This window comes from Mycobacterium sp. IDUB_21, assembly GCF_055419425.1.
Genome location: NZ_JBVAXQ010000011.1, coordinates 172,058 through 193,942, shown reverse-complemented (window position 1 = coordinate 193,942; position 21,885 = coordinate 172,058). Strand labels below are relative to the sequence as shown.

General features: G+C 68.0%; 22 protein-coding genes and 1 tRNA gene. 11 read left to right on the top strand and 12 right to left on the bottom strand.

Features of this window, described 5'->3' with window-relative positions; translation table 11 throughout:
- The first annotated feature begins 199 nt into the window (after nt 1–199).
- Nucleotides 200–1,291, top strand: a complete 1,092-nt coding sequence (locus ACZYY4_RS17200) for a tyrosine-type recombinase/integrase (protein ID WP_074243618.1) — start codon at nt 200–202, stop codon at nt 1,289–1,291.
- Nucleotides 1,292–1,344: 53 nt separating this feature from the next.
- On the opposite strand, the gene ACZYY4_RS17195 is transcribed toward ACZYY4_RS17200, so the two are convergent.
- The 4 genes from ACZYY4_RS17195 to ponA2 form a co-directional block, all read right to left on the bottom strand.
- Nucleotides 1,345–1,418 (bottom strand) — tRNA-Pro (locus tag ACZYY4_RS17195).
- A gap of 282 nt (nt 1,419–1,700) precedes the next feature.
- On the bottom strand, nt 1,701–2,816 hold the full coding sequence (gene cds1, locus ACZYY4_RS17190; protein ID WP_463811199.1) for an L-cysteine desulfhydrase Cds1: 1,116 nt from the start codon (nt 2,814–2,816) through the stop codon (nt 1,701–1,703).
- On the bottom strand, nt 2,813–3,778 hold the full coding sequence (locus ACZYY4_RS17185; RefSeq protein ID WP_463811198.1) for a metallophosphoesterase: 966 nt from the start codon (nt 3,776–3,778) through the stop codon (nt 2,813–2,815). The genes cds1 and ACZYY4_RS17185 overlap by 4 nt, the downstream gene beginning before the upstream one ends.
- A gap of 38 nt (nt 3,779–3,816) precedes the next feature.
- The gene (gene ponA2, locus ACZYY4_RS17180; RefSeq protein ID WP_463811197.1) at nt 3,817–6,231 is read right to left on the bottom strand and encodes a transglycosylase/D,D-transpeptidase PonA2; all 2,415 of its coding nucleotides are present in this window, start codon (nt 6,229–6,231) and stop codon (nt 3,817–3,819) included.
- Nucleotides 6,232–6,676: 445 nt separating this feature from the next.
- Here ponA2 and ACZYY4_RS17175 point away from each other — a divergent pair, with 445 nt between their 5' ends.
- Nucleotides 6,677–7,039 carry a WhiB family transcriptional regulator gene (locus tag ACZYY4_RS17175; RefSeq protein ID WP_463811196.1) on the top strand — a complete coding sequence of 121 codons (363 nt, stop codon included), beginning with the start codon at nt 6,677–6,679 and terminating at the stop codon, nt 7,037–7,039.
- Nucleotides 7,040–7,063: 24 nt separating this feature from the next.
- Here the strand turns inward: ACZYY4_RS17175 and bagB are convergent, their stop codons facing one another.
- Nucleotides 7,064–8,218: an ATPase BagB gene (gene bagB / locus ACZYY4_RS17170; RefSeq protein ID WP_463811195.1), complete on the bottom strand. Its 1,155-nt coding sequence runs from the start codon at nt 8,216–8,218 to the stop codon at nt 7,064–7,066.
- Entirely contained in the window at nt 8,215–9,204 is a 990-nt protein-coding gene (gene bagA / locus ACZYY4_RS17165) for an ATPase BagA (RefSeq protein ID WP_463811209.1), read from the bottom strand. The genes bagB and bagA overlap by 4 nt, the downstream gene beginning before the upstream one ends.
- Nucleotides 9,205–9,308: 104 nt before the next feature.
- Between bagA and ACZYY4_RS17160 the strand changes: the two genes are divergently transcribed.
- Genes ACZYY4_RS17160 through ACZYY4_RS17150 form a run of 3 tightly spaced genes read left to right on the top strand, consistent with a single transcriptional unit; the run spans nt 9,309 to nt 10,715 of the window.
- Entirely contained in the window at nt 9,309–9,470 is a 162-nt protein-coding gene (locus ACZYY4_RS17160; RefSeq protein ID WP_463811194.1) for a DUF4177 domain-containing protein, read from the top strand.
- Nucleotides 9,467–9,931: a RidA family protein gene (locus ACZYY4_RS17155; RefSeq protein WP_463811193.1), complete on the top strand. Its 465-nt coding sequence runs from the start codon at nt 9,467–9,469 to the stop codon at nt 9,929–9,931. The genes ACZYY4_RS17160 and ACZYY4_RS17155 overlap by 4 nt, the downstream gene beginning before the upstream one ends.
- A 7-nt stretch (nt 9,932–9,938) precedes the next feature.
- A complete protein-coding gene (locus ACZYY4_RS17150; protein ID WP_463811192.1) occupies nt 9,939–10,715 on the top strand; it encodes an MBL fold metallo-hydrolase in 777 nt (258 codons plus the stop codon).
- Between the two features lie 79 nt (nt 10,716–10,794).
- On the opposite strand, the gene crp is transcribed toward ACZYY4_RS17150, so the two are convergent.
- Together crp and ACZYY4_RS17140 are read right to left on the bottom strand one after the other, a co-directional pair.
- Nucleotides 10,795–11,469, bottom strand: a complete 675-nt coding sequence (gene crp, locus ACZYY4_RS17145; RefSeq protein ID WP_046294057.1) for a cAMP-activated global transcriptional regulator CRP — start codon at nt 11,467–11,469, stop codon at nt 10,795–10,797.
- 105 nt (nt 11,470–11,574) lie between these two features.
- Complete coding sequence (locus tag ACZYY4_RS17140) at nt 11,575–11,715, bottom strand: hypothetical protein (protein WP_463811191.1); 141 nt, start codon at nt 11,713–11,715, stop codon at nt 11,575–11,577.
- Between the two features lie 141 nt (nt 11,716–11,856).
- On the opposite strand from ACZYY4_RS17140, the gene nth reads away from it, so the two are divergent.
- Genes nth through marP form a run of 4 tightly spaced genes read left to right on the top strand, consistent with a single transcriptional unit; the run spans nt 11,857 to nt 15,195 of the window.
- The gene (gene nth / locus ACZYY4_RS17135; protein ID WP_463811208.1) at nt 11,857–12,537 is read left to right on the top strand and encodes an endonuclease III; all 681 of its coding nucleotides are present in this window, start codon (nt 11,857–11,859) and stop codon (nt 12,535–12,537) included.
- Nucleotides 12,538–12,559: 22 nt separating this feature from the next.
- The gene (locus ACZYY4_RS17130) at nt 12,560–13,186 is read left to right on the top strand and encodes a TlpA family protein disulfide reductase (RefSeq protein WP_463811190.1); all 627 of its coding nucleotides are present in this window, start codon (nt 12,560–12,562) and stop codon (nt 13,184–13,186) included.
- A gap of 36 nt (nt 13,187–13,222) precedes the next feature.
- On the top strand, nt 13,223–14,005 hold the full coding sequence (locus ACZYY4_RS17125) for an NUDIX hydrolase (protein WP_463811189.1): 783 nt from the start codon (nt 13,223–13,225) through the stop codon (nt 14,003–14,005).
- Nucleotides 14,002–15,195, top strand: a complete 1,194-nt coding sequence (marP, locus tag ACZYY4_RS17120) for an acid resistance serine protease MarP (protein WP_463811188.1) — start codon at nt 14,002–14,004, stop codon at nt 15,193–15,195. The genes ACZYY4_RS17125 and marP overlap by 4 nt, the downstream gene beginning before the upstream one ends.
- Before the next feature lie 18 nt (nt 15,196–15,213).
- Here marP and ACZYY4_RS17115 read toward each other — a convergent pair whose 3' ends face one another.
- Both ACZYY4_RS17115 and ACZYY4_RS17110 read right to left on the bottom strand, forming a co-directional pair.
- Nucleotides 15,214–16,176, bottom strand: a complete 963-nt coding sequence (locus ACZYY4_RS17115; protein ID WP_463811187.1) for an alpha/beta fold hydrolase — start codon at nt 16,174–16,176, stop codon at nt 15,214–15,216.
- Nucleotides 16,176–16,733, bottom strand: a complete 558-nt coding sequence (locus ACZYY4_RS17110; RefSeq protein ID WP_463811186.1) for a phage holin family protein — start codon at nt 16,731–16,733, stop codon at nt 16,176–16,178. The genes ACZYY4_RS17115 and ACZYY4_RS17110 overlap by 1 nt, the downstream gene beginning before the upstream one ends.
- A 165-nt stretch (nt 16,734–16,898) precedes the next feature.
- Between ACZYY4_RS17110 and ACZYY4_RS17105 the strand changes: the two genes are divergently transcribed.
- Nucleotides 16,899–17,624 carry a chymotrypsin family serine protease gene (locus ACZYY4_RS17105; RefSeq protein ID WP_463811185.1) on the top strand — a complete coding sequence of 242 codons (726 nt, stop codon included), beginning with the start codon at nt 16,899–16,901 and terminating at the stop codon, nt 17,622–17,624.
- 46 nt (nt 17,625–17,670) lie between these two features.
- On the opposite strand, the gene acs is transcribed toward ACZYY4_RS17105, so the two are convergent.
- Nucleotides 17,671–19,758: an acetate--CoA ligase gene (gene acs, locus ACZYY4_RS17100; protein ID WP_463811184.1), complete on the bottom strand. Its 2,088-nt coding sequence runs from the start codon at nt 19,756–19,758 to the stop codon at nt 17,671–17,673.
- A 39-nt stretch (nt 19,759–19,797) separates the two neighbouring features.
- Here acs and ACZYY4_RS17095 point away from each other — a divergent pair, with 39 nt between their 5' ends.
- The gene (locus ACZYY4_RS17095; protein WP_463811183.1) at nt 19,798–20,544 is read left to right on the top strand and encodes a Fic family protein; all 747 of its coding nucleotides are present in this window, start codon (nt 19,798–19,800) and stop codon (nt 20,542–20,544) included.
- 472 nt (nt 20,545–21,016) lie between these two features.
- Here the strand turns inward: ACZYY4_RS17095 and ACZYY4_RS17090 are convergent, their stop codons facing one another.
- The gene (locus ACZYY4_RS17090; protein WP_463811182.1) at nt 21,017–21,874 is read right to left on the bottom strand and encodes an HAD-IB family hydrolase; all 858 of its coding nucleotides are present in this window, start codon (nt 21,872–21,874) and stop codon (nt 21,017–21,019) included.
- Between the last annotated feature and the right edge of the window lie 11 nt (nt 21,875–21,885).

Sequence of the window (21,885 nt, the reverse complement as noted above, 5' to 3'; positions counted from 1 at the left end):
GACTAGAGCCAGGACACCGGGTCAGGGGGTCAAAATTCAGTTGCCGCACCGGGGTCAGTTTTCACGTGCCGTCGACATGTCGGTGGTCGGTGTGAAACTGGCGGTAGAGGAGGTGGTCGACTTGCAGCGACGAAACCGTCGGGCTGGTGTCGAGGACCGGTGGCGTCGATCAGACGGGAGCCCCACCGCACGTAGCGGTATGGGCCGCCGCTGGTTGGCCCGTTACGTCGACGATCAAGGCGGGGAGAACACGCGTTCGTTCGACCGCAAGGTGGACGCTCAGGCCTTTCTCAATGAGATCACGGCCGCTCAGACGATCGGCACCTATGTCGCGCCGAAAGCCGGGCGCATCACCGTCCGTGAGCTGCATGGGAAATGGCTTGGCACACAGGGTCATTTGAAGGAGACGACGGTTGCGACACGCGCATTCGCCTGGTCGGGCTACGTCGAAGGCCGGTGGGCCGCGGTCGCTGTAGCCGACGTGCAATCGTCGGATATCAGGGCGTGGGTGCAGCAATTGGCGGCGGGCGGAGCCAAACCGGCCACCATCGAGAACGCGCTCAGCGTCCTGAGGCAGATCTTGGAGATGGCCGTCGACGATCGACGGATCCCCCGCAATCCGTGCACAGGAGTGAAGTCGCCGCGACGACAGCACCGAGCGCGGGGCTACCTGACACACCAGCAGGTGGAGCTTCTGGCCCGCGAGGTCGGCGAGTACGCCGTTGTTGTTCGATTCCTGGCCTACACCGGGCTGCGCTGGGGCGAGATGGCAGCGCTACGGGTGGAGTCCTTCGACATGCTCCGCCGGAGGGTAAATATCCGTGAGGCGGTCGCCGAGGTCAAGGGACGTGTGGTGTGGTCGTCACCCAAATCCCACGAGCGTCGCTCGGTGCCCTTCCCTGCGTTCCTTGCTGATCCGCTGGCCGCGATCATGATCGGCAAGCGACGAGACGATTTGGTGTTCACGTCACCCGGCGGAGCATTGTTGCGAGTGTCGACGTGGCGGCCGCGGGTGTTCAACATGGCTGTCCAACGGCTTCAGGAAGCAGACCCGGCGTATCCCACCGTCACGCCTCACGACCTTCGTCATACGGCAGCGTCCTTGTCGATCAGCGCCGGGGCCAACGTCAAGGCTGTTCAGACGATGCTGGGACACGCTTCTGCGGTCTTGACCCTGGATACGTATGCCGACCTGTTCCCCGACGACCTGGAGCAAGTTTCAGTTGCACTAGATGCCGCGCGAATGCGGTCTCTGGCAGCCACTGCGGACCAGCTGCGGACTGGGAAGTAAGAAGGCCCCGACCGGAATTCCCGGTCAGGGCCTTCTACCTGCAGTCACACGAGTCGGGGTGGCGGGATTCGAACCCACGACCTCTTCGTCCCGAACGAAGCACGCTACCAAGCTGCGCCACACCCCGTGTGAAGCCACGACAGCGTATCGCACCGCCCCGGCAGCTACCCAAACGCGCTGCCTGAACCACTGTGGCGGCGCAGGTCACCAGGTCCGCCCGAGCATGAAACGCCCCACATTCGGGCGTGGGGAGCTGCAAATGTGGCCGGAATTAGGCAGACTGGCTAATAACGTAAGTGCAAGGGAGCCAGATCATGACGCTGTTGGGCGGCGCGATGTATGCCGGTTTCTTCGCTCTGGCAGCGCTGTGGCTGGTGGCCACCAACCCCGACCCCGCCGAAGAGCGAGCTCACGCGAACGCGAACCGACAGGACCGCTCGAAGTCGGCCAGCACCGCTGCCGCACCTGTCGGGTCCAGCCCCTGCTGCGCCAGCCAGTCGTCGCTGAAGTAGGTGTCGGCGTAGCGGTCACCGCTGTCGGCCAGCAGAGTCACCACCGATCCGCTGCGCCCCTCGGCGACCATCTCGGACAACAACCCGAACGCACCCCAGACATTGGTTCCCGTGGAGGGGCCCACCCGTCGTCCCAGGACCGCACTGACATGCCGTGCCGCGGCCACCGAGGACCCATCCGGCACCGACACCATCCGATCCACCACATCGGGTAGGAACGACGGCTCCACCCGCGGTCGCCCGATGCCCTCGATACGCGACGACTCCTCGATCACCAGGTCATAGCGGCACTGCTCGTAGGCCGGGTAGAAGGCGGAATGCTCCGGGTCGACGACGCACAGCCGCGTGGCATACCGGCGGTACCGGATGTAGCGGCCGATCGTGGCGCTGGTGCCACCGGTGCCGGCCCCGACCACGATCCACTCCGGGATCGGGTGGGCTTCGTCGCGCAGCTGGGAGAAGATCGACTCGGCGATGTTGTTGTTGCCGCGCCAGTCGGTGGCCCGCTCGGCGTTGGTGAATTGATCCAGGTAGTGCCCGCCGGTCTCGGCGGCAATCCGTTCCGCTTCGGCGTAGACGTCGGCCGAATGCGCGACGAAATGGCAGCGCCCGCCCTGCGCCTCGATCAGCGCCACCTTCGACGCGCTGGTCGAGGCCGGCATCACCGCGACGAACGGCAGGCCCAGCATGGCCGCGAAGTAGGCCTCGGAGACCGCCGTCGACCCCGAGGACGCCTCCACCACCGTGGTGCCCTCGCCGATCCAGCCGTTGCACAGTCCGTAGAGGAACAGTGAGCGGGCCAGCCGGTGTTTGAGGCTGCCGGTGATGTGGGTGGTCTCGTCTTTGAGATACAGCGCCACGTCCACGTCGGCGGCCCACGCCGACGGCAGCGGGTAGCGCAGCAGGTGGGTGTCGGCGCTGCGCCGCGAATCTGCCTCGATCAGCCGGATCGCGTTGTCGGCCCAACGGCGCGGGCGACCATGGGTGGTAACAAGCGCCGACCTTTGAGTCAACGGGCCGACACGGACGGCTGCGTGGAGTCGCGGGTGTGCCGCGAGTCATCGCCGCCGGTCGGCGCTGCGACCAGGGTCAGCAGGGTGGCCTCCGGGCGGCAGGCGAAGCGCACCGGCGCAAACGGCGAGGTGCCGATCCCGGCCGAGACGTGCAGGCGCATGTGGGCGCCCCACTGTGACTGCCCCTTGGCCCGCGAGCGGTCCAGGCCGCAGTTGGTCACCAGCGCGCCGTAGAACGGCAGGCACAGCTGGCCGCCATGGGTGTGGCCTGCCATCACCAGCTGGTAGCCGTCGCCGGCGAAGCGGTCCAGCACCCGCGGCTCCGGCGAGTGGGTGAGCCCCAGCCGCAGGTCGGTGGTCAGGTCGGCCGGCCCGGCGATGGTGTCGTAGCGGTCCCGTTCGATATGCGGGTCGTCGACGCCGGCCGCGGCGATCCGATGGCCGGCCACGTCGAACTCGCGACGGTTGTGGGTCAGGTCCAGCCAGCCCCGCTCGGTGAACGCCGCCCGCAGGTCCTGCCACGGCAGCGGGGTGCCGTAGATGCGATGCGTCGGCTTGGTCAGGTACTTCGCCGGGTTCTTCAGCCGCGGCCCGAAGTAGTCGTTGCTGCCGAAGACGAACACACCCGGCACCGACAGCAGATCACCGAGAGCCTGCACCACCGCCGGCACCGCCTTGGGGTGGGCCAGGTTGTCGCCGGTGTTGACCACCAGGTCCGGCTCCAGGCGGACCAGATCGCGCAGCCAAGCCTGTTTGCGGCGCTGGCCGGGCCGCATGTGGATGTCGCTGATGTGCAGCACCCGCAGCGGTGACGAGCCCGGCGCCAGCACCGGCATCGTCGCCTCGCGCAGCACGAAGGCGTTGCGTTCGATGATCGCTCCATAGCCGATGGCGAGGGCCGCCGGCCCGAGCGCAGCCGATGCGGCGACGAGGGACCGGGTCAGGGCGGGTGAGGCAGCCATGGGTTTCAGACTACTGCGCCCGGACCGAGTTACCGCGGTTACGGCGGCGGCGCAGGGGGCGGCAGCAGCGGAATGGTGATCGGCGGCAGTCCGGGAATCTCCACCACGGTCGAGCCCACCGGTGGCGGCAGGCCCTCCGGTGGCGGCGGGGGTGGCGGCGGAATGCCGTTGCTGACTTCGATGGTGACGATCGACCCGGGAATGGTCTGCCCGCTCGGCGAGGTACCGACGACCGATCCGGAGCGAGCGCTGCTGTTCACCCAGTTCGGTTGCTCGGCGACCTGGAACCCGACCTCCTTGAGTCGCTGGCGCGCGGAGTCGACCTCCAAGCCCACAACGCTGGGCACCCGCGAGTTGGGTCCGCCGTCGACGTAGCGCGGGTCGGTCGGCGGCATGATGACGTCGCCGAAGTTGGTGGCGATCGGCTTCATCGCGGCGAACCAGGTCCGGGCCGGCTCGTTGCCGCCGTAGAGGTCGCCGTCTCCGCAGTGCCGCAGGGGGAAAGAGCACAGGTCCGACGGCGAGCTGGAGTCGTCGAAGATGTAGTTCGCCGCCGCGTAGCGGTTGGTGAAACCCAGAAAGCCCGACGACCGGTGCGCCTCGGTGGTGCCGGTCTTGCCCGACATCGGCAGGTCCCAGCCCACCGAACCGGCTGCCCCGGCCGCGGTGCCACCGCCCAGCGAGTCCTTGTTCAAGGCGTTGGCCAGGGTGTTCGCCAGACCTTCGGGGACCACCCGGTCACAGGTCTCGGTGGTGACGGCCACCTCGTTGCCGTCGCGGTCGAAGACCTTGTCGATCGGGTTCGGCGGGCACCAGATGCCGCCGGAGGCCAAGGTGGCCGCGACGTTGGACAGCTCCAGTGCGTTGACCTCGATCGGACCCAGGGTGAACGACCCCAGGTTCTGTCGTTTGACGAAGTCGGCCAGGCTCTCGTTGCTGTCCGGGTCGTAGTCGCGGGCGGTACCCGGGTCGGCGTAAGAGCGCAGCCCCAGCTTGATCGCCATGTCGACGGAGCGACCCACCCCGACCTGTGAGATGAGTTTGGCGAACGCGGTGTTGGGCGAGGTGGCCAGCGCGGTGGAGACGTTCATCGGCGACCGGTAGGGCGCGACGTTCACCACGCACCAGGTCTCCTTGGGGCAGCCCTTGGCGCCGCCGCTGCCCATGCCCTTGGTCTGGAACCGGCCCGGCACGTCGAGCTCGGCGCTGATGCCCATGCCCATCTCCAGCGCGGCGGCCACCGTGAACGTCTTGAAGATCGATCCGGCGCCGTCACCGACCAGTGAGAACGGTTGCGGCCGCATGGTTTCGCCGATCTCACCGTTCAACCCGTAGGTGCGGTTGCTGGCCATCGCCAAGACCGGGTGCGCGTCGGAACCCGGCTTGATCACGCTCATCACGCTGGCGACGCCCTGCACATTAGGGTTGGCGAAACTGTCGATCGCCTGCTTGACCGGGCCCTGCACGTCGGGATCCAGCGTCGTGCGGATGACGTAGCCGCCTCGGGCGACCTGCTCCTTGCTGATGCCGGCCCGGGACAGGTACTCCTGCACGTAATCGCAGAAGAAGGCCCGGTCACCGGCTGCGATGCAGCCGCGCGGCAACTCGTTGGGCTGCGGCAGAATCCCCAGTGGCTCCTCCTTGGCCGCTCGCAGAGCGTCAGCCTCGCCGGGCAGGTTCTCGATCATGGTGTCCAGCACCAGATTGCGCCGTGCCAGCGCACCCTCGGGATTGGTGTAGGGGTTCAGCGCGCTGGTCGACTGGACCATCCCGGCCAAGAGCGCCGACTGCTGCCAGTTCAGGACCAATGCGTCGACGCCGAAGTACGTCTGGGCCGCATCCTGGATGCCGAACGAGTTGTTGCCGAACGACACCAGGTTCAGGTAGCGGGTCAGGATCTGCGGCTTGGTGAAGGTGCGGTCCAGAGTGAGCGCCATCCGGATCTCGCGAAGCTTGCGAGCCGGGGTGGTCTCGATCGCGGCGCGCTTCTCGGCGTCGGTCTGGGCCAACACCAGCAACTGGTAGTTCTTGATGTACTGCTGCTCAAGGGTGGACCCGCCGCGGGTGTCGAGGTCACCGGAGGCATAGCCGGCCAACCCGGTCAGCGTGCCCTTCCAGTCGACGCCGCTGTGCTCGGCGAACCGCTTGTCCTCGATGGAGACGATCGCCAGCTTCATCGTGTCGGAGATCTTGTCGCTGGGAACCTCGAAGCGGCGTTGCGAGTACAACCAGGCGATCGTGCCGCCCTTGGCATCGACCATCGTCGTCACCGCCGGCACCTCGCCGCTGACCAACTGGGTCGAGCCGTTGGCCACCACGTCGGAAGCGCGATTGGACATCAGGCCGATACCACCGGCGACCGGGAACAGCAGCGCAGCAAGCAGCACGGCGGCGAGCAAACAACACCCGGCCAGTTTGAACACGGTTGGGCCGGTCGGGGGACGCTCCGACATGGCTAACACACTAACGCCGGTACCGGGTGACGCTCGCCCAAGACCCCGAAGCCGGGGCAATCGCGGGTTCATTCGGCGGTCCCAGCTTCGCCTCTCCTCCGTCGAGCCTCGCTGAACCGCGGGTTCATTCGGCGGTCCCAGCTTCGCCTCTCCTCCGTCGAGCCTCGCTGAACCGCCGGATCGGGGGAATTGTTGCCGGCGTCGAGAAAACGCGGGGTCCGGAGTGTCCGGAGCGGTCCGGAACCGCGCAGATCATGATCGGACGGCACGGTTGTCCCAAAAAAGGGGGGATCTACCAGTTGCGCAGACGCCACCTGACCACCTAACTTGGACATCGAGTGCGATTCAGGTAACACTGATGACACGATGTGGCGTAGATCGCAATGGTGGTCGACGTTGATGTTGAATAGGTGGCTGCTGGGGCGGCCGGGACGGAGGATCGTCAGTGTCTCTTACACGGTCAGCGGTTCAAAAGACCAGCACACTAACGACACCGATACCCCGAACCGTATTGCCAGGTGTGCAGGACGAGGGCAGGATCGCCTGGGTCTCCAAGGCACTGTGCCGGGGCGCCGACCCTGATGAACTCTTCGTACGCGGTGCCGCCCAGCGCAAGGCAGCAGTGATCTGCCGGCACTGCCCGGTGGTTCTCGAATGCCTGGCCGACGCCCTGGACAACCGGGTGGAGTTCGGCGTGTGGGGCGGCATGACCGAGCGGCAACGACGGGCACTGCTCAAACAACACCCCGAGGTGACCTCCTGGGGCGAGTACTTCGCGTCCCAGCGCAAGCAGCGCGACGCCGGCTGAAACCCGGCTGAGTCTTCTTCGCGTCTACTTCGCCGTCAGCTGGTCGGCGATCGCGCCGAGCGCCTCCAGGTCGGAGACGTCGAACGGCAGCGACGGAACCCCCACGATGGGAACGCGCGGGTTCGCCCGGGTGAAACGCGACAGCAGCCGGATCTCACGCTTGGCGGTGGCAGCGCGTTCGGCGTGAATCCGTAACGCCGCAGTGGTGAGCGCCTTCGCGCCGTCGGACACCGACTCGCCGGCCGGGGTCTCCTGCAGCGTTTCGATAGCGTCGATCGCCCGCTCCATGGGCAGATCGCACAGCATCGGATGCGTCCGGTTGAGGATCAGTCCGGCCAGCGGCATGTGCTCCTGGGATAGCCGGTCGACGAAGAAGGACGCTTCCCGCAACGCGTCGGGCTCTGCCGCCGACACCACCACGAACTGGGTGCCACGGCGCTTTAGCAGCTCGTAGGTCCGGTCGGCCTTCTCCCGGAACCCGCCGAAGGTGGCGTCCAGTGATTGTACGAAATTAGCTGCGTCGGAAAGCATCTGAGAGCCGAGCACGGTGGACAGGGCTTTCATCGCCAAGCCGACGGCGCCGGCGACCAGCTTGCCGATACCGCGCCCGGGGCCCAGCAGCAGCTTCCACAGCCGGCTGTCCATGAAGCTGCCCAGCCGCTTCGGTGCGTCCAGGAAGTCCAGGGCGTTGCGCGACGGCGGGGTGTCGACCACGACCAGATCCCAGCGGTCCTCGGCGAGAAGCTGGCCGAGTTTCTCCATCGCCATGTACTCCTGCGTGCCGGACAGCGAGGTGGCGACCGTTTGGTAGAACTGGTTGCTCAGGATCGCATCGGCGCGCTCCGGACCGGAGTACTGCGTCACCATCTCATCGAAGGTGCGGCGCATGTCGAGCATCATCGCGTGCAGTTCGCCGGACACCTCCGGGCCCAGCGGCACCCGCTGCGGGGTATTGCCGAGATCGTCGATGCCCAGCGCCTGTGCCAGCCGCCGGGCCGGGTCGATGGTCAGCACCACCACGGTGCGGCCGTATTCGGCGGCTCGTACCGCAACCGCGGCCGCGGTGGTGGTCTTGCCGACGCCACCGGCGCCACAGCACACCACCACCCTGTTGGCGGTGTCGGCCAGGATGGCGGCCATGTCCAGTGCCAGCGGCTTGCCGGTCGGATCGGGTGTCATCGAACCCCCTGTCGGGCGAGAATCTCGGAGAGCTCATAGAGGCTGCCGAGATCGACTCCGTCGGTGATCGTCGGCAGATGTAGGCGTGGCACGTCCAGTTGCTCCAACTGCTCGGCGGTTTCGGTGCGGGCGCTGATGCGGGTGGCGTGCTGGATGGTTTCGGTCAGCAGGCCGGCGAAGTCGTCGTCGGTCAGCGTGATCCCGGCCGCGGTCAGGCCGGCGCGGACCGCGTCGGCGTCGACGACACCCTCGGCGGCCTTGGCCAGGTCGTCGGCGGCCAGGTGCGCGGGGATGTCGCGGTTGACGATCACACTGCCGATCGGCAAATCCAGCTCCCGCAGTTCGTCGATGGCTTCCAGGGTCTCCTGCATCGGCAACGACTCCAGCAGGGTCACCAGGTGGATAGCGGTTTGATCGGAGTGCAGCAGCTTCACCACGCCGTCGGCCTGCGAATGCACCGGTCCGCCCTTGGCCAGCGAAGATACCGCCTTGGTGACGTCGAGGAACCGGGCGATCCGGCCGGTGGGCGGAGCGTCGACCACGATCGCGTCATAGACCGGCTTCTTGTTCTTGTCGGTCTGGATCACGTGGTACTTGATCTTGCCGGTGAGGATGACATCGCGCAGGCCCGGAGCGATGGTGGTGGCGAACTCGACGGCCCCGACGCGCCGCATGGCCCGCCCGGCGATGCCCAGGTTGTAGAACAAGTCGAGGTATTCCAGGAACGCGGCTTCGATGTCCATCGCCAGCGCGTCGACCTGCCCGCCGTCTTCGGCGGTCGCGACCTTGAGCGGGTCGATGGGCAGCGGTGGCACGTCGAAGAGTTGCGCGATCCCTTGGCGCTCTTCGACTTCCACCAGAAGTACCCGACGCCCGCCGGCGGCCAGGGACAACGCCAACGCGGCCGCCACGGTCGACTTGCCGGTACCGCCCTTACCGGTCACGAAATGCAGCCGGGCCTTCGACAAACGCGAAGGCCAGCCCATAGGTCCCGTGCCCGCCGGCGCGTGCGCGCCGTCCTTCTCCGGTGTGGCTGTCACCACTGCATGCTAACCAAGCGCTTGCACGGGCTAGCGATAAGCTCGCCCCCATGAGCGAACGCACAGTGTGGGAGTACGCCAACGTCCCGTTGATCACGCACGCCACCAAGCAGATTCTCGATCAATGGGGCGAGGACGGCTGGGAGTTGGTCTCGGTGCTCCCCGGGCCGTCAGGTGAGCAGCTCATCGCCTTCCTGAAGCGCCCGAAATGAGCTGGCGGGCCCGGTTGACCGAACTCGGGATCGAGTTGCCCGAGACGGCGGCACCGCTGGCGGCGTACGTTCCGGCGGTGCGGACCGGCAACCTGGTCTACACCTCGGGGCAGCTGCCGATGGCCGGCGGAAAACTGGCCCGCAGCGGCAAGGTGGGCACTGACGTCAGCCCGGAGGACGGGCACGCGCTGGCCCGGATCTGCGCGCTCAACGCGCTGGCCGCCGTGGACGCCCTGGTCGGACTCGACGCGGTGACCCGGGTGGTCAAGGTGGTCGGGTTCGTCGCGTCCGGCCCGAATTTCAACGGCCAGCCGGCCGTGGTCAACGGTGCTTCCGAGCTGCTCGGCGAGGTGTTCGGCGAGGCCGGCGCGCATGCCCGCTCGGCCGTCGGGGTCTCCGAGCTGCCGCTGGATGCGCCGGTAGAAGTCGAGTTGATCTGCGAAATAGGAGCGGTGGGGTAGCCCCGCCGTGCCCCTCAGTCACCCCGCCTACGGCCGGTTGCGACCGGTCACCGAGACCGCGTCGGTGCTGCTGGCCGACAACCCGGGCCTGATGACGTTGGAGGGCACCAACACCTGGGTGCTCCGGGGGCCGGGCAGCGACGAAGTGGTGGTCGTCGACCCCGGGCCGGATGACGACGAGCACATCACCCGGCTCGCCGAGGTCGGCAAGATCGCGCTGGTGCTGATCAGCCACCGGCACTTCGACCACACCGATGGCATCGACAAGCTGGCCGACGCGGTCGGGGTGCCGGTGTACTCGGCGGGCAGCGGATTTCAGCGGCGGCTCGGCGGCGGGTTGACCGACGGCCAGGTGATCGACGCGGCCGGACTGCGCATCACGGTGTTCGCCACCCCGGGGCATACCGCGGACTCGCTGTCGTTCGTGCTGGACGACGCCGTTCTGACCGCCGACACCGTGCTGGGCCGCGGCACCACCGTCATCGACAGCGAAGACGGCGACCTGGCGCACTACCTGGACTCACTGCGCCGCCTGCGCGGGCTGCAGGGGCGAACGGTGCTGCCCGGCCACGGGCCGGAGCTGCCGGACATCGAGGCGGTGGCCAGCGGATACCTGGCGCACCGCGAGCAGCGGCTCGAGCAGGTGCGCTCCGCCCTGGCCGCACTCGGGGACGACGCCACCGCGCGTCAGGTCGTCGAACACGTCTACACCGACGTCGACGAGGAGCTGTGGGGCGCCGCCGAATGGTCGGTGCAGGCCCAACTGGACTACCTGCGGGGCTGACGCTCGCGGCGAGACCGACATTTTGCAGCGAAAGTGCGAGTAGAACCCTGCAAAACGTCGGTTTCGGCGTAAGTCAGGCCTAGCGGGCGCGCCTTGCCAGCCGCTCGGAGTCGGAAATCAGCACACTCTTGCCCTCCAGCCGGATCCAGCCGCGGTGGGCGAAGTCGGCCAGCGCCTTGTTCACCGTCTCCCGGGAGGCCCCGACCAGCTGGGCGATCTCTTCCTGGGTCAGGTCATGGGTGACCCGCAGGGCGCCGCCCTCCTGGGTGCCGAACCGCTGCGCCAGCTGCAACAGCTGCTTGGCGACCCGACCGGGCACGTCGGTGAAGATCAGGTCGGCAAGGTTGTTGTTGGTGCGGCGCAGCCGGCGAGCCAGCACCCGCAGCAGCTGCTCGGCGATCTCGGGTCGGTCGGAGATCCACGACCGCAGCGCGTCGCGGTCCATCGAGACCGCCCGAACCTCGGTGATGGTGGTCGCGCTGGAGGTCCGCGGGCCGGGGTCGAAGATCGACAACTCACCGAACATGTCCGACGGGCCCATGATGGTCAGCAGGTTCTCCCGACCGTCCGGCGACCGTCGGCCGATCTTCACCTTCCCGGTGACGATGATGTACAGCCGATCACCGGGCTCGCCTTCGGCGAACACGGTGTGTCCGCGCGGAAAGTCCACTGGCTGAAGCTGCTTGGTCAGCGCGGCGACGGCGCTGGGCTCAACTCCCTGGAAGATTCCGGCCCTCGCCAGGATCTCGTCCACGTTGCCCCTTAGATGCTCATGATGAAGGTTTGAGACGCGTAAGCACCAGCCTCTACCCGGCTAGCCATCTGAGTCTACGGCTAGGCGCCAAGCGACGTGCCAACGCTACACACGATTGGCGTGCCGAGTCTGGGGAAACTGCGGATTCGTCGTCTCGACCTCGCTCAACCCGGTCTCAATGCGCTCCAGCCCGACCGCTGCCAGCATCAGCAACGTCGGTATGGCGGTGATCAGCAGCCAGGACACAAAGTGACAGTAAACCCGGGCAAGGTCTCATCGCGGTCACGAATTAGTACCCTGTCGGAGGTGACAGTGGACAAGACCTCCCCAGCCTCCCGCGCCGCGCGGACGGAGACCCGGACCGGGCTGGTGCGGCGCGCCCGGCGAATGAATCGAACTCTGGCGCAGGCATTTCCGGACGCCCACTGCGAGTTGGACTTCACCACGCCGCTGGAGCTGGCCGTCGCGACGGTGTTGTCGGCCCAATGCACCGACGTGCGGGTGAACCTCACGACGCCGGCACTGTTCGCCCGCTACCCGGCCGCGCTGGACTACGCCCAGGCCGACCGCACCGAGTTGGAGGAGCTCATCCGGCCCACCGGCTTCTACCGCAACAAGACGACGTCGTTGATCAACCTGGGGCAGGCGCTCGTCGAGCGGTACGACGGTGAACTACCGGCCACCATGGACGAATTGGTGCGCCTGCCCGGGGTGGGCCGCAAGACCGCCAACGTGATCCTGGGCAACGCCTTCGGGGTGCCGGGCATCACCGTCGACACCCATTTCGGGCGCCTGGTGCGACGGTGGGGCTGGACCAGCGAGGAGGACCCGGTCAAGGTCGAGCACGCGGTCGGTGAACTGATCGAACGCAAGGAATGGACGCTGCTCAGTCACCGGGTGATCTTCCACGGCCGCCGCGTCTGTCACTCCCGCAAACCGGCCTGCGGCGTATGCCTGCTGGCCAAGGACTGCCCCTCGTTCGGACTCGGGCCCACCGATCCGATGGAGGCCGCCGCGCTGGTCAAAGGCCCCGAGACCGAGCACCTGCTGGCCCTGGCCGGCATGTAGCGGCCTCGCACGGATGAGTCCGATGAGCAGGTCGACCGGGTGGACCCTCGCGGTGCTTGCGGTGGCGGCCGTGCTGGTCGCCGGACTGGTGATCGAACTGCGCCGTGAGCCGGTGCAGCAGGGCCCCCATCGATCCGGTGCGACCGCACCCGCAACGGTGCAAGACCTGACTGACCTGCGTGAGCGTGCCGGTCTGCCGCCGTGCCGAGTCGCGCCGGACGGGGCGGGACCCACGGCCCTGCGCGACGTCACCGTCGAATGCGCGGCCGACGGTGCGCCCGTCGACGTGGCCGGAATGTTCGCCGGCCGCCGGGTGGTGCTGAACCTGTGGGCCTACTGGTGCCGCCCGTGCCGCGAGGAGTTGCCGGCGTTCGCCGAATACCAGCGCCGGGCCGGGCCGGGCGTGACGGTGGTGACCGTGCATCAAGACGACAACCAGGCCGCGGGTTTGGCGCTGCTGGCCGAGCTGGGCGTGCGGCTTCCGACGCTGCAGGACGGCCGGCGTCAGGTGGCGGCGGCTTTGCGGGTCCCCAACGTGATGCCCGCGACCGTGGTGTTGGCCGTGGACGGTAGCGTTGCCCGCATCCTGCCGCAGTCCTTCGCCACCGCCGAGGAGATCGCCGCCGCCGTCGAGGGCAGTGGGCGCTGACGTGGGCGATCGGGATCCAGCACAGAGGGAGACACGGTGAGCGCTGGCGTTTCCCGGTCCGGGTCAGCGCCTGGGGCCCCTTCTTGGCTGCACCCGCTGGTCGACAACGTCGAGAAGCTGCCCAAGGCCTATCTGCACCGGCTGCCCGCCGACGTCCGCGCGATGGTCGCTGCGGCCAACGCCAAGGCCCACGTCACCGGGCACGGGCGCGACGCAGCGGTGCTGGTGCTGTTCTCCGGGCCGCCGTCGGATTCGCCGGACGGCATACCGGAATCGGCCGACCTGCTGGTGACGGTGCGGGCCTCGACGCTGCGCCACCACGCCGGTCAGGCCGCATTCCCGGGCGGGGCAGTCGATCCCGGCGATTCCGGACCGGTGGCCACCGCGCTGCGGGAGGCCAACGAGGAGACCGGAATCGATCCGGGCCGGGTGAACCCGCTGGTGGTGTTGGAGAAGGTTTTCATCGCCCCCTCGGGATTCCAAGTCGTGCCGGTGTTGGCCTACTCCGAAGATCCCGGCCCCGTGGGTGTGGTGGATCCGGCCGAGACCGCTGTCGTGGCACGTGTTCCGGTCCGGGCATTCATCAACCCCGAGAACCGGTTGATGGTTTACCGTGATGCGCGCAGTCGGCGTTGGGCCATGCCGGCGTTTCGGCTCAACGAGATGCTGGTCTGGGGGTTCACCGCCCAGGTGATCTCGGCGATGTTGGACGTGGCTGGCTGGGCGCAGCCCTGGGACGCCACCGAGGTGCGCGGGCTGGACGAGGCCATGGCCTTGGTTGGAGGAGAACCTGGTGGAACGGGGATGACTGGGATATGACGTCGTCGCAGTGGCTGGATATCGCCGTGCTGGCGATCGCCTTCGTTGCCGCAGTCTCCGGCTGGCGCTCCGGCGCGCTGGGCTCCCTGCTGTCCTTCGTCGGCGTGGCGCTCGGCGCGATGGCCGGTGTGCTGCTGGCCCCGCACCTGATCGAGCACGTCGCCGGTGCCCGGTTGAAGCTGTTCGCCGCGCTGTTTCTGATCCTGGCCATGGTCGTCATCGGTGAGGTGGCCGGCGTGGTGCTGGGCCGGGCGGTACGCGGAGCGATCCGCAGTCCCGGAGTCCGCGGGGTGGACTCCATCATCGGCGTGGTGCTGCAGTTGGTGGTGGTGCTGATCGCGGCCTGGCTGCTGGCCACCCCGCTGACCGCATCCGATCAGCCCAACCTGGCCACCGCGGTCAACGACTCTCGAGTCTTGCGTCAGGTCGACGACCTCGCCCCGCGCTGGCTCAAGAACGTGCCGCGACGATTGTCGGCGGTGCTCGACGACTCCGGGCTGCCGGGCGTACTGGAACCGTTCAGCCGCACCCCGATCGCCGCCGTCGACGCGCCGGACCCGGGACTGGCCGCCAGCCCGGTGGTCGAGGCCACCGCGCCGAGTGTGCTGCGGATCCGCGGCGTTGCGCCCAACTGCCAGAAAGTGTTGGAGGGCACCGGTTTTGTGATCTCACCCAATCGGGTGATGACGAACGCGCACGTGGTGGCCGGCTCGGACAGCGTCACCGTGGAGAGCGGCACCAAGTCCTACGAGGCGACGGTGATCTCGTTCGACCCCAAGGAAGACATCTCGATCCTGGCCGTGCCGGATCTGCCCTTGCCGCCGTTGACGTTCGCTCCCTCGCCGGCTGAGGCCGACACCGACGCGCTGGTGCTGGGCTACCCCGGCGGTGGGGTTTTCGAGGCGACCCCCGCCCGGGTCCGCGACACGATCAACCTCGAGGGACCCGACATCTACCGCACAGCAACCGTCACCCGCCGGGTATACACGATCAGAGGCACTGTGCAGCAAGGTAATTCCGGCGGCCCGATGATCGATATGGATGGCCGGGTGCTCGGTGTGGTGTTCGGCGCGGCGGTCGACGACGCCGACACCGGGTTCGTGATGACTGCCGAGGAAGTGGCGAACCAGCTCGCCCGGATCGGCGACACTCAACCGGTCTCGACCCAGACCTGCGTCGGTGGTGAGTGAGCGCTGCCCCGAGGACGGCTAAGCCGGGGCTTCGGCGGTCAGAAACCGCGCCAGGTGGGCGTTGACTTCCTCGGGCGCCTCCTCGTGGGCGAAATGTCCTACGCCCGTTACGGACACGTACTGACCATGCGGTGCGTACCGCCGGGTCTTCTCGACCGGATCCGCGAGTACATAGGGGTCGTCCTCGCCGCGTAGGTGCAGCAGCGGGATGTCAAGCGTCCGAAGATCCAGCGCCTTCATGAACCGCCGGCCCTCGGAGCGGAGTTGGCTGCGCACCGCCCAGCGTTGGTACTCCAGCGCGGAATGCGCCGCCGACGGAATCTGGATCGCGGTACGAAGGTAACCGACTGTTTCGGAAAAATCCGCGCCCGCTTGCCAATTCGCACCGGCTCTGCTGCGCACCAAGTGTTCGATCTCGGCGCCCCCACGGCGGGTCAGAGTGTGTTCGGGCCAGAACGGTACCTGGTAGCGCAGCAACCACGGCAGCAATGCGCGGCCCTGATCGGAACGAGTCAGTGCCGAGTTGCGCAGCGCCGCTGGATGCGGCGAGCTGACCACGGCGATGGCTTGCACCAGCCGCGGGTGCAGGAGCGCGGTCGCCCAGCACACCAGGCCGCCATCGGCATGGCCGACCAGGATCGCCGAAGAGTGCCCCAGGGCACGGATGAGCCCGGCGGTGTCGCCGGCCAGGGTCCAGCCGTCGTAGCCGCGGGGTGGTTTGTCACTGCCGCCGTAACCGCGCAGGTCGACCGCGACGACCCGGACACCGGCGAGCCCGCGCAACTGGTGACGCCAGGTCCACCAGAAAGAGCCGAATCCGTGCAGCAGTATCACCAGCGGCCGCGCCGTCGGCGGCCCATCGGCCGCATCGTTGCCGGCCGGTGTCGCCTCGACGACATGGAAGCGGATGCCGTTGGCGTGGACGTCCTGATGTCGCCACGGCCCGTCGATGCGGGTGATCGACGGATCCGGTGGCGGCACTACCAGCCCGAGGGGTCGGTGGTTGATTTGCCGTCGTGCGCGCGCAGCGCGTGGGGACCCGACGAATGCAGGCGATCCGGATCAGGGCGCAGCGCATCGCGGGTCTCCCGCACCGATTCGATGGTTTGGCGGGGTCCCCGGATGCGCCGAACCCGCAGGAAGCCCAACAGTGCCAAGGCCGCCGTGACCGTCAGCATGATCCCGAACACGATCAGATAGGCGGCCCAGTCCTGGAGCCACATGTTGAGCACCTCGGCGAGGAAGAAGAAGAAAAAGAAAGTGGAATAGAACAGCACGACCAGGGCCGCGATGAAGAACACGCTGCCGGTCAGGCCCTTCTTGACGTCACGGGTGATCTCGGCGCGGGCGAGCTCGACCTCTGCGCGTACCAGCGTCGACATCTGCGCCGTCGCGTCCTTGACCAGCTCGCCCAGCGAAGGGTCGGCGGGCAATGCGTGCGGGTCTGCCAGCGGGATGGTCGCCAGGGTGTTGGGCACCCCGTTGCGGTCCGTCTTCGCCGCGGAGCGTCTCGTGTTCCTGCGATCGGTCTTGCTCACTGGCTGTCCTCCCGTTCGCTGTCGTCGCGGCTTAATGTTGCCATGCGGCAGCGGACCCGACGAGCGCCCCCGGTAAAGCAGCGGCGGCGGCCCGCTGCGCCCGGCTCCGCCGCTAAGCTGTTTTCTAGCCACCCGGGGGTGGAGCTGATCGACGGGAGAACCGCTGTGCACTTCGCACACCGCTGGTCGCTGCGCGCCATGGCGACGCTGCTGACGTGGATGGCTTGCGCCGGCCTGACCATCCTCGGCACGCTTGCCGCACCGGCCGGACCGGTCACCGCCGACAACAAGGTGGTGATGGGGGGCGGCGCCGGAGTCGTCGTCGACGGCGACACGATGTGCACGCTGACCACGATCGGCCATGACAACACCGGTGCACTGATCGGCTTCACCTCCGCGCACTGCGGCGGCCCGGGCGCCCAGGTCGCTGCCGAGGGGTCGGAATCCAGCGGCACGATCGGCCAAATGGTGGCCGGCAATGACAACCTGGACTACGCGGTGATCGAATTCGACCCGAACAAGGTGACGCCGGTGTCCAACTTCGGCGGCTTCATCATCAGCGGCATCGGACCGGACCCGTCCTTCGGCCAGATCGCCTGCAAACAGGGCCGAACCACCGGCAACTCCTGCGGCGTCACCTGGGGGCCGGGTCAGGACCCGGGAACCATCGTGATGCAGGTGTGCGGTCGCCCGGGCGATTCCGGCGGCCCCGTCGTGGTGGACAACATGCTGGTCGGCATGATTCACGGGGCGTTCAGCGAGGCGCTTCCCACCTGCGTGGTCAAGTACATCCCCCTGCACACGCCTGCGGTGGTGGTGTCGATCAACGCCGTGCTGGGTGACGTCACCGAAAACGACCGGCCGGGCGCGGGTTTCGTCCCGGTCCCCTAGCGGACCGCAGGCGCGAGGGAGCCGGCGCGGCGGTCGCCGCATCGGCTCAGTCGGCCGCCCGAATCGCGTCGAACACGCCGGGGTCTACCAGAGTCGAGGTGTCACCGAGCGGGCGTCCGTCGGCGATGTCGCGCAGCAGCCGGCGCATGATCTTGCCGCTGCGGGTCTTGGGCAGTTCCGGGACCACGTGGACGTTGCGGGGACGCGCGATCGGCGAGATCTCCACCGTGACACGCTCACGCAGTTCGTCGACGATCGCGCCACCGACCTCGCTGTGCGACGACGCGAGCACCACGAACGCGCAGATCCGTTGGCCGGTCTGCTCGTCGAGCGCCCCGACCACCGCGGCCTCGGCCACGCCGGCGTGACCGACCAGCGCGGACTCCACCTCGGCGGTGGAGATGCGATGTCCGGATACGTTCATCACGTCGTCGATACGGCCGAGCACCCAGATGTCACCGTCGGCGTCGTAGCGGGCGCCGTCACCGGCGAAATACCAGCCCTGCTCGGCGAACCGCGACCAGTAGGTGTCGATGAAGCGCTGCTCGTCACCCCAGATCCCGCGGGCCATCGCCGGCCACGGCTGATCGATCACGAGATATCCCGACACAGGTTCTCCGGCAGCATCATTGGGGGATACCAGATCGCCGTGGTCGTCCACGATCCGCGCCGAAATCCCGGGCAGCGGGGTCATCGCCGCACCCGGCTTGGCCGCGGCCACCCCGGGCAGCGGGCAGATCATCGTCGCTCCGGTCTCGGTCTGCCACCAGGTGTCGACCACCGGCACCGCGTCCGTGCCGATCACCCGCCGGTACCAGCGCCAGGCCTCCGGGTTGATCGGCTCACCGACTGAACCCAGCAGCCGCAGACTGGACAGGTCGTGGGCGTCGGGGATTTCGCGACCCCACTTCTTGAACGTGCGGATCAGCGTCGGTGCGGTGTAATAGATTGTGACGCCGTATTTTTCGATGATCTGGAAATGCCGATGCTGGTCCGGGAAGTCCGGGGTGCCCTCATAGATCACCTCGGTGGCGCCGTTGGCCAGCGGACCGTACACCGCGTAGGTGTGGCCGGTGACCCAGCCGATGTCCGCGGTACACCAGAAGACGTCGGTGTCGGCCTTCAGATCGAAAACGCAGTTGTGCGTGTAGGCGGCCTGGGTCAGGTAGCCACCGGTGGTGTGCACGATGCCCTTCGGCTTGCCCGTCGTCCCCGACGTGTACAGCAAGAACAGCGGCTGTTCGGCTTCGAACGCCTCCGGCGCGTGCTGCGGTGAGGAAGTGTCGACCACCTCGTGCCACCACAGGTCGCGGCCCGGCGCCCAGGCAACCTCGCCACCGGTACGGCGCACCACCAGCACATGCTCCACGGTGCTTTGGCCATCGGCTGCGCCGAGTGCCTCGTCGACCGCCGGCTTGAGCGCCACGGCCTGACCGCGCCGATACTGCCCGTCGGAGGTGATCACCACCTTCGCCTGCGCGTCGTCGATGCGGGAACGCAGCGCGTGAGCGGAGTACCCGGCGAACACCACGGTGTGCAACACACCCAACCGGGCGCACGCCAGCATCGCGACGATCGCCTCGGGGATCATCGGCAGATAGATCGCCACCCGATCACCGGCGACCAAACCGAGCCCGGTCAGTGCGTTGGCCGCCCGGCTCACCTCGGTGAGCAACTCGGCGTAGGTGATGGTGCGCGCATCGCCGTGCTCATGCGCCGGTCCCAGCTTCGCCTCTCCTTCGTCGAGGCTCGCTGAACCGCGGTGCTCATGCGCCGGTCCCAGCTTCGCCTCTCCTTCGTCGAGGCTCGCTGAACCGCCGACCGGCTCGCCTTCCCAGTGGATCGCCACCCGGTCGCCGTGGCCGGCCTCCACGTGGCGGTCCACGCAGTTGTAGGCGACGTTGAGCGTGCCGTCGGCGAACCAGCGGGCGAACGGCGCCCGCGAGTAGTCCAGCACCTCGGTGAACGGCGTCGCCCAGTGCAGCCGGTTGGCCTGCTCGGCCCAGAACGCGAGCCGGTCGTGCTCGGCCGCGCGGTAGGACTCGGCGCCGGTGTTGGCGCGGGCGGCGAACTCCGGGGAAGGTGGGTACGACGACGGCGAATCGGCGGGGGAGGTGTCAGGGTTCCGGCTCACGGTCAGCAGCCTAACCACCCGGCGGTAGTGTCACAGCCCGTGACCACCGACCCCCTGGCCCCGCTGCTCGAGTTGCCCGGTGTCACCGAGGCCAGCGAGAAGGCCCGTGATGAGTTGGCCCGGGCCCATCGCCACAAGACCAACGTGCGGGGCTGGCCGGTCAGTGCCGCCGAGGCGTCGCTGCGGGCGGCCCGGGCGTCCTCGGTGCTCGACGGGGGACCCACCACGGTCGACGCGCACGCGACTGCCGATCCGGTCTTCGCCGGTGCGCTGCGGGTGGCCCAGGCACTGGAGGGCGGGGAGACCTCGCTGGTCGAGGTGTGGCGGCGGGCTCCGTTGCAGGCCTTGGCCCGGCTGCACGTGTTGGCCGCCGCCGATCTGGTCGACGAAGACCACCTCGGCCGGCCGGCTGGCGGCGCGCAGGTCGGCCGCCGGCTGGAGATGCTGGCCGACCTGGCCGCCGGTGGCACCACGGCGCCGGCTCCGGTGTTCGCCGCGGTGGTGCACGGCGAGCTGCTGACGCTCGCGCCGTTCGGGAGCGCCGATGGCGTGGTCGCCCGTGGCGCGGCCCGACTCGTGACGATCGCCAGCGGGCTGGACCGGCACGGCCTGGGGGTTCCCGAGGTGACCTGGATGCGCAAGGCCGGCGAGTACCGGCGCGCTGCGCGGGATTTCGCCGACGGTTCGACAGAGGGTGTGACTGCGTGGCTGCTGCTGTGTTGCGGTGCGCTGCATGCCGGCGCGCTGGATGCGCTGGGGATTGCTGAGGCGGGCGCTAAGCGCTGATCTCGCCGGCGCCGGAGCGAAACGAAGCGGGCGGCGCTCCGAAGAATTCGGCTCGCCGCCCGCTAGTACGGTGCACGGTTACCAAGCGTCCAACGTGGGTTGCGTGGGTGGCCTCGGCGCTCATGCGGTGTTCTTCGGCTGCAGCCCCACCCAAAGGGCTGTCGATACCATTCACTTTCCGCAATTACGCAGGCCCGCAACGCTTCTGCCATCTGCGCGGCTGTGGCTCCGCGTGGGTACCGCTGTCCGTACTGGGAAGTTCGGTTCGGGAGGTCGATCCTTCTCTTCCGGGTCGACCCTGGCCTTACCGGCTTCCGTGCTTCCTTTGTACTACGTGATGCAGGCCACAGCAAGGCCCAATCGCGAACAGTCTGTACGACGTCATCGGATTGTGACCGCCGGTGTTTGCTGGAAGGGCTAGCTCGCCGACGATGCAGAGCGCGGAGCGCTGGGGAGAAGGCGGGCGGTTGAGTCAGAACACCAGCCGGCGCAGCAGCGCGTAGGTCAACGCTCCGGCAGCGACCGCGCTGATGCCGACCGCCGCGCTGGTGGCCACCGCCGCACCGGATGGCGCGGGGATCCGGTCGCGCAGTGACACCGGCCGGGAGAAGGTGAGCACCGGCCACCCGTTGGCGATCGCCTCTTTGCGCAGTGCGCGATCGGGATTCACCGCCGACGGGTGGCCGACCACCTGGAGCATCGGCAGATCGGTGATCGAATCCGAATAGGCGTAACAGTGCTCCAGGGGGTAGCCCTCCCGGGCGGCCAGCTCCCGGATGGCCTGCACCTTGCCCTCCCCGTAGCAGTAGAACGCGATCTCGCCGGTGTACTTGCCGTCGGCGACGACCATCCGGGTCGCCATGGCGTGCGTGGCACCCAGTGCCCGGGCGATCGGCGCGACGATCTCCTCTCCGGAGGCCGACACCACCACAACGTCGCGCCCGCAGAGTTTGTGATCGGCGATCAGCTGAGCCGCCTCGGCGAACACCAGCGGAGTGACGACGTCGTGCATCGTCTCGTTGACGATCGCCTTGACCTGTTCCACGTTCCAGCCGGTGCACATGTTGGTCAGATGCGTCCGCATCCGCTCCATCTGATCGTGGTCGGCGCCGGACAACAGCATGAGGAACTGGGCGTAGCTCGACTTGAGCACCGTGCGCCGGTTGATCAGTCCCTGATCCATGAAAGGTTTGCTGAAGGCCAGCGCACTGGACTTGGCGATCACGGTCTGGTCGAGGTCCAGGAACGCGGCGGTGCGGGTTCGACTGCCCGCCTGCCTCGGCGATCGCAGCGACTGCGACTGCCGGGCGCCGGGGTCGGAAGCGGTCACCGCTACAGCAT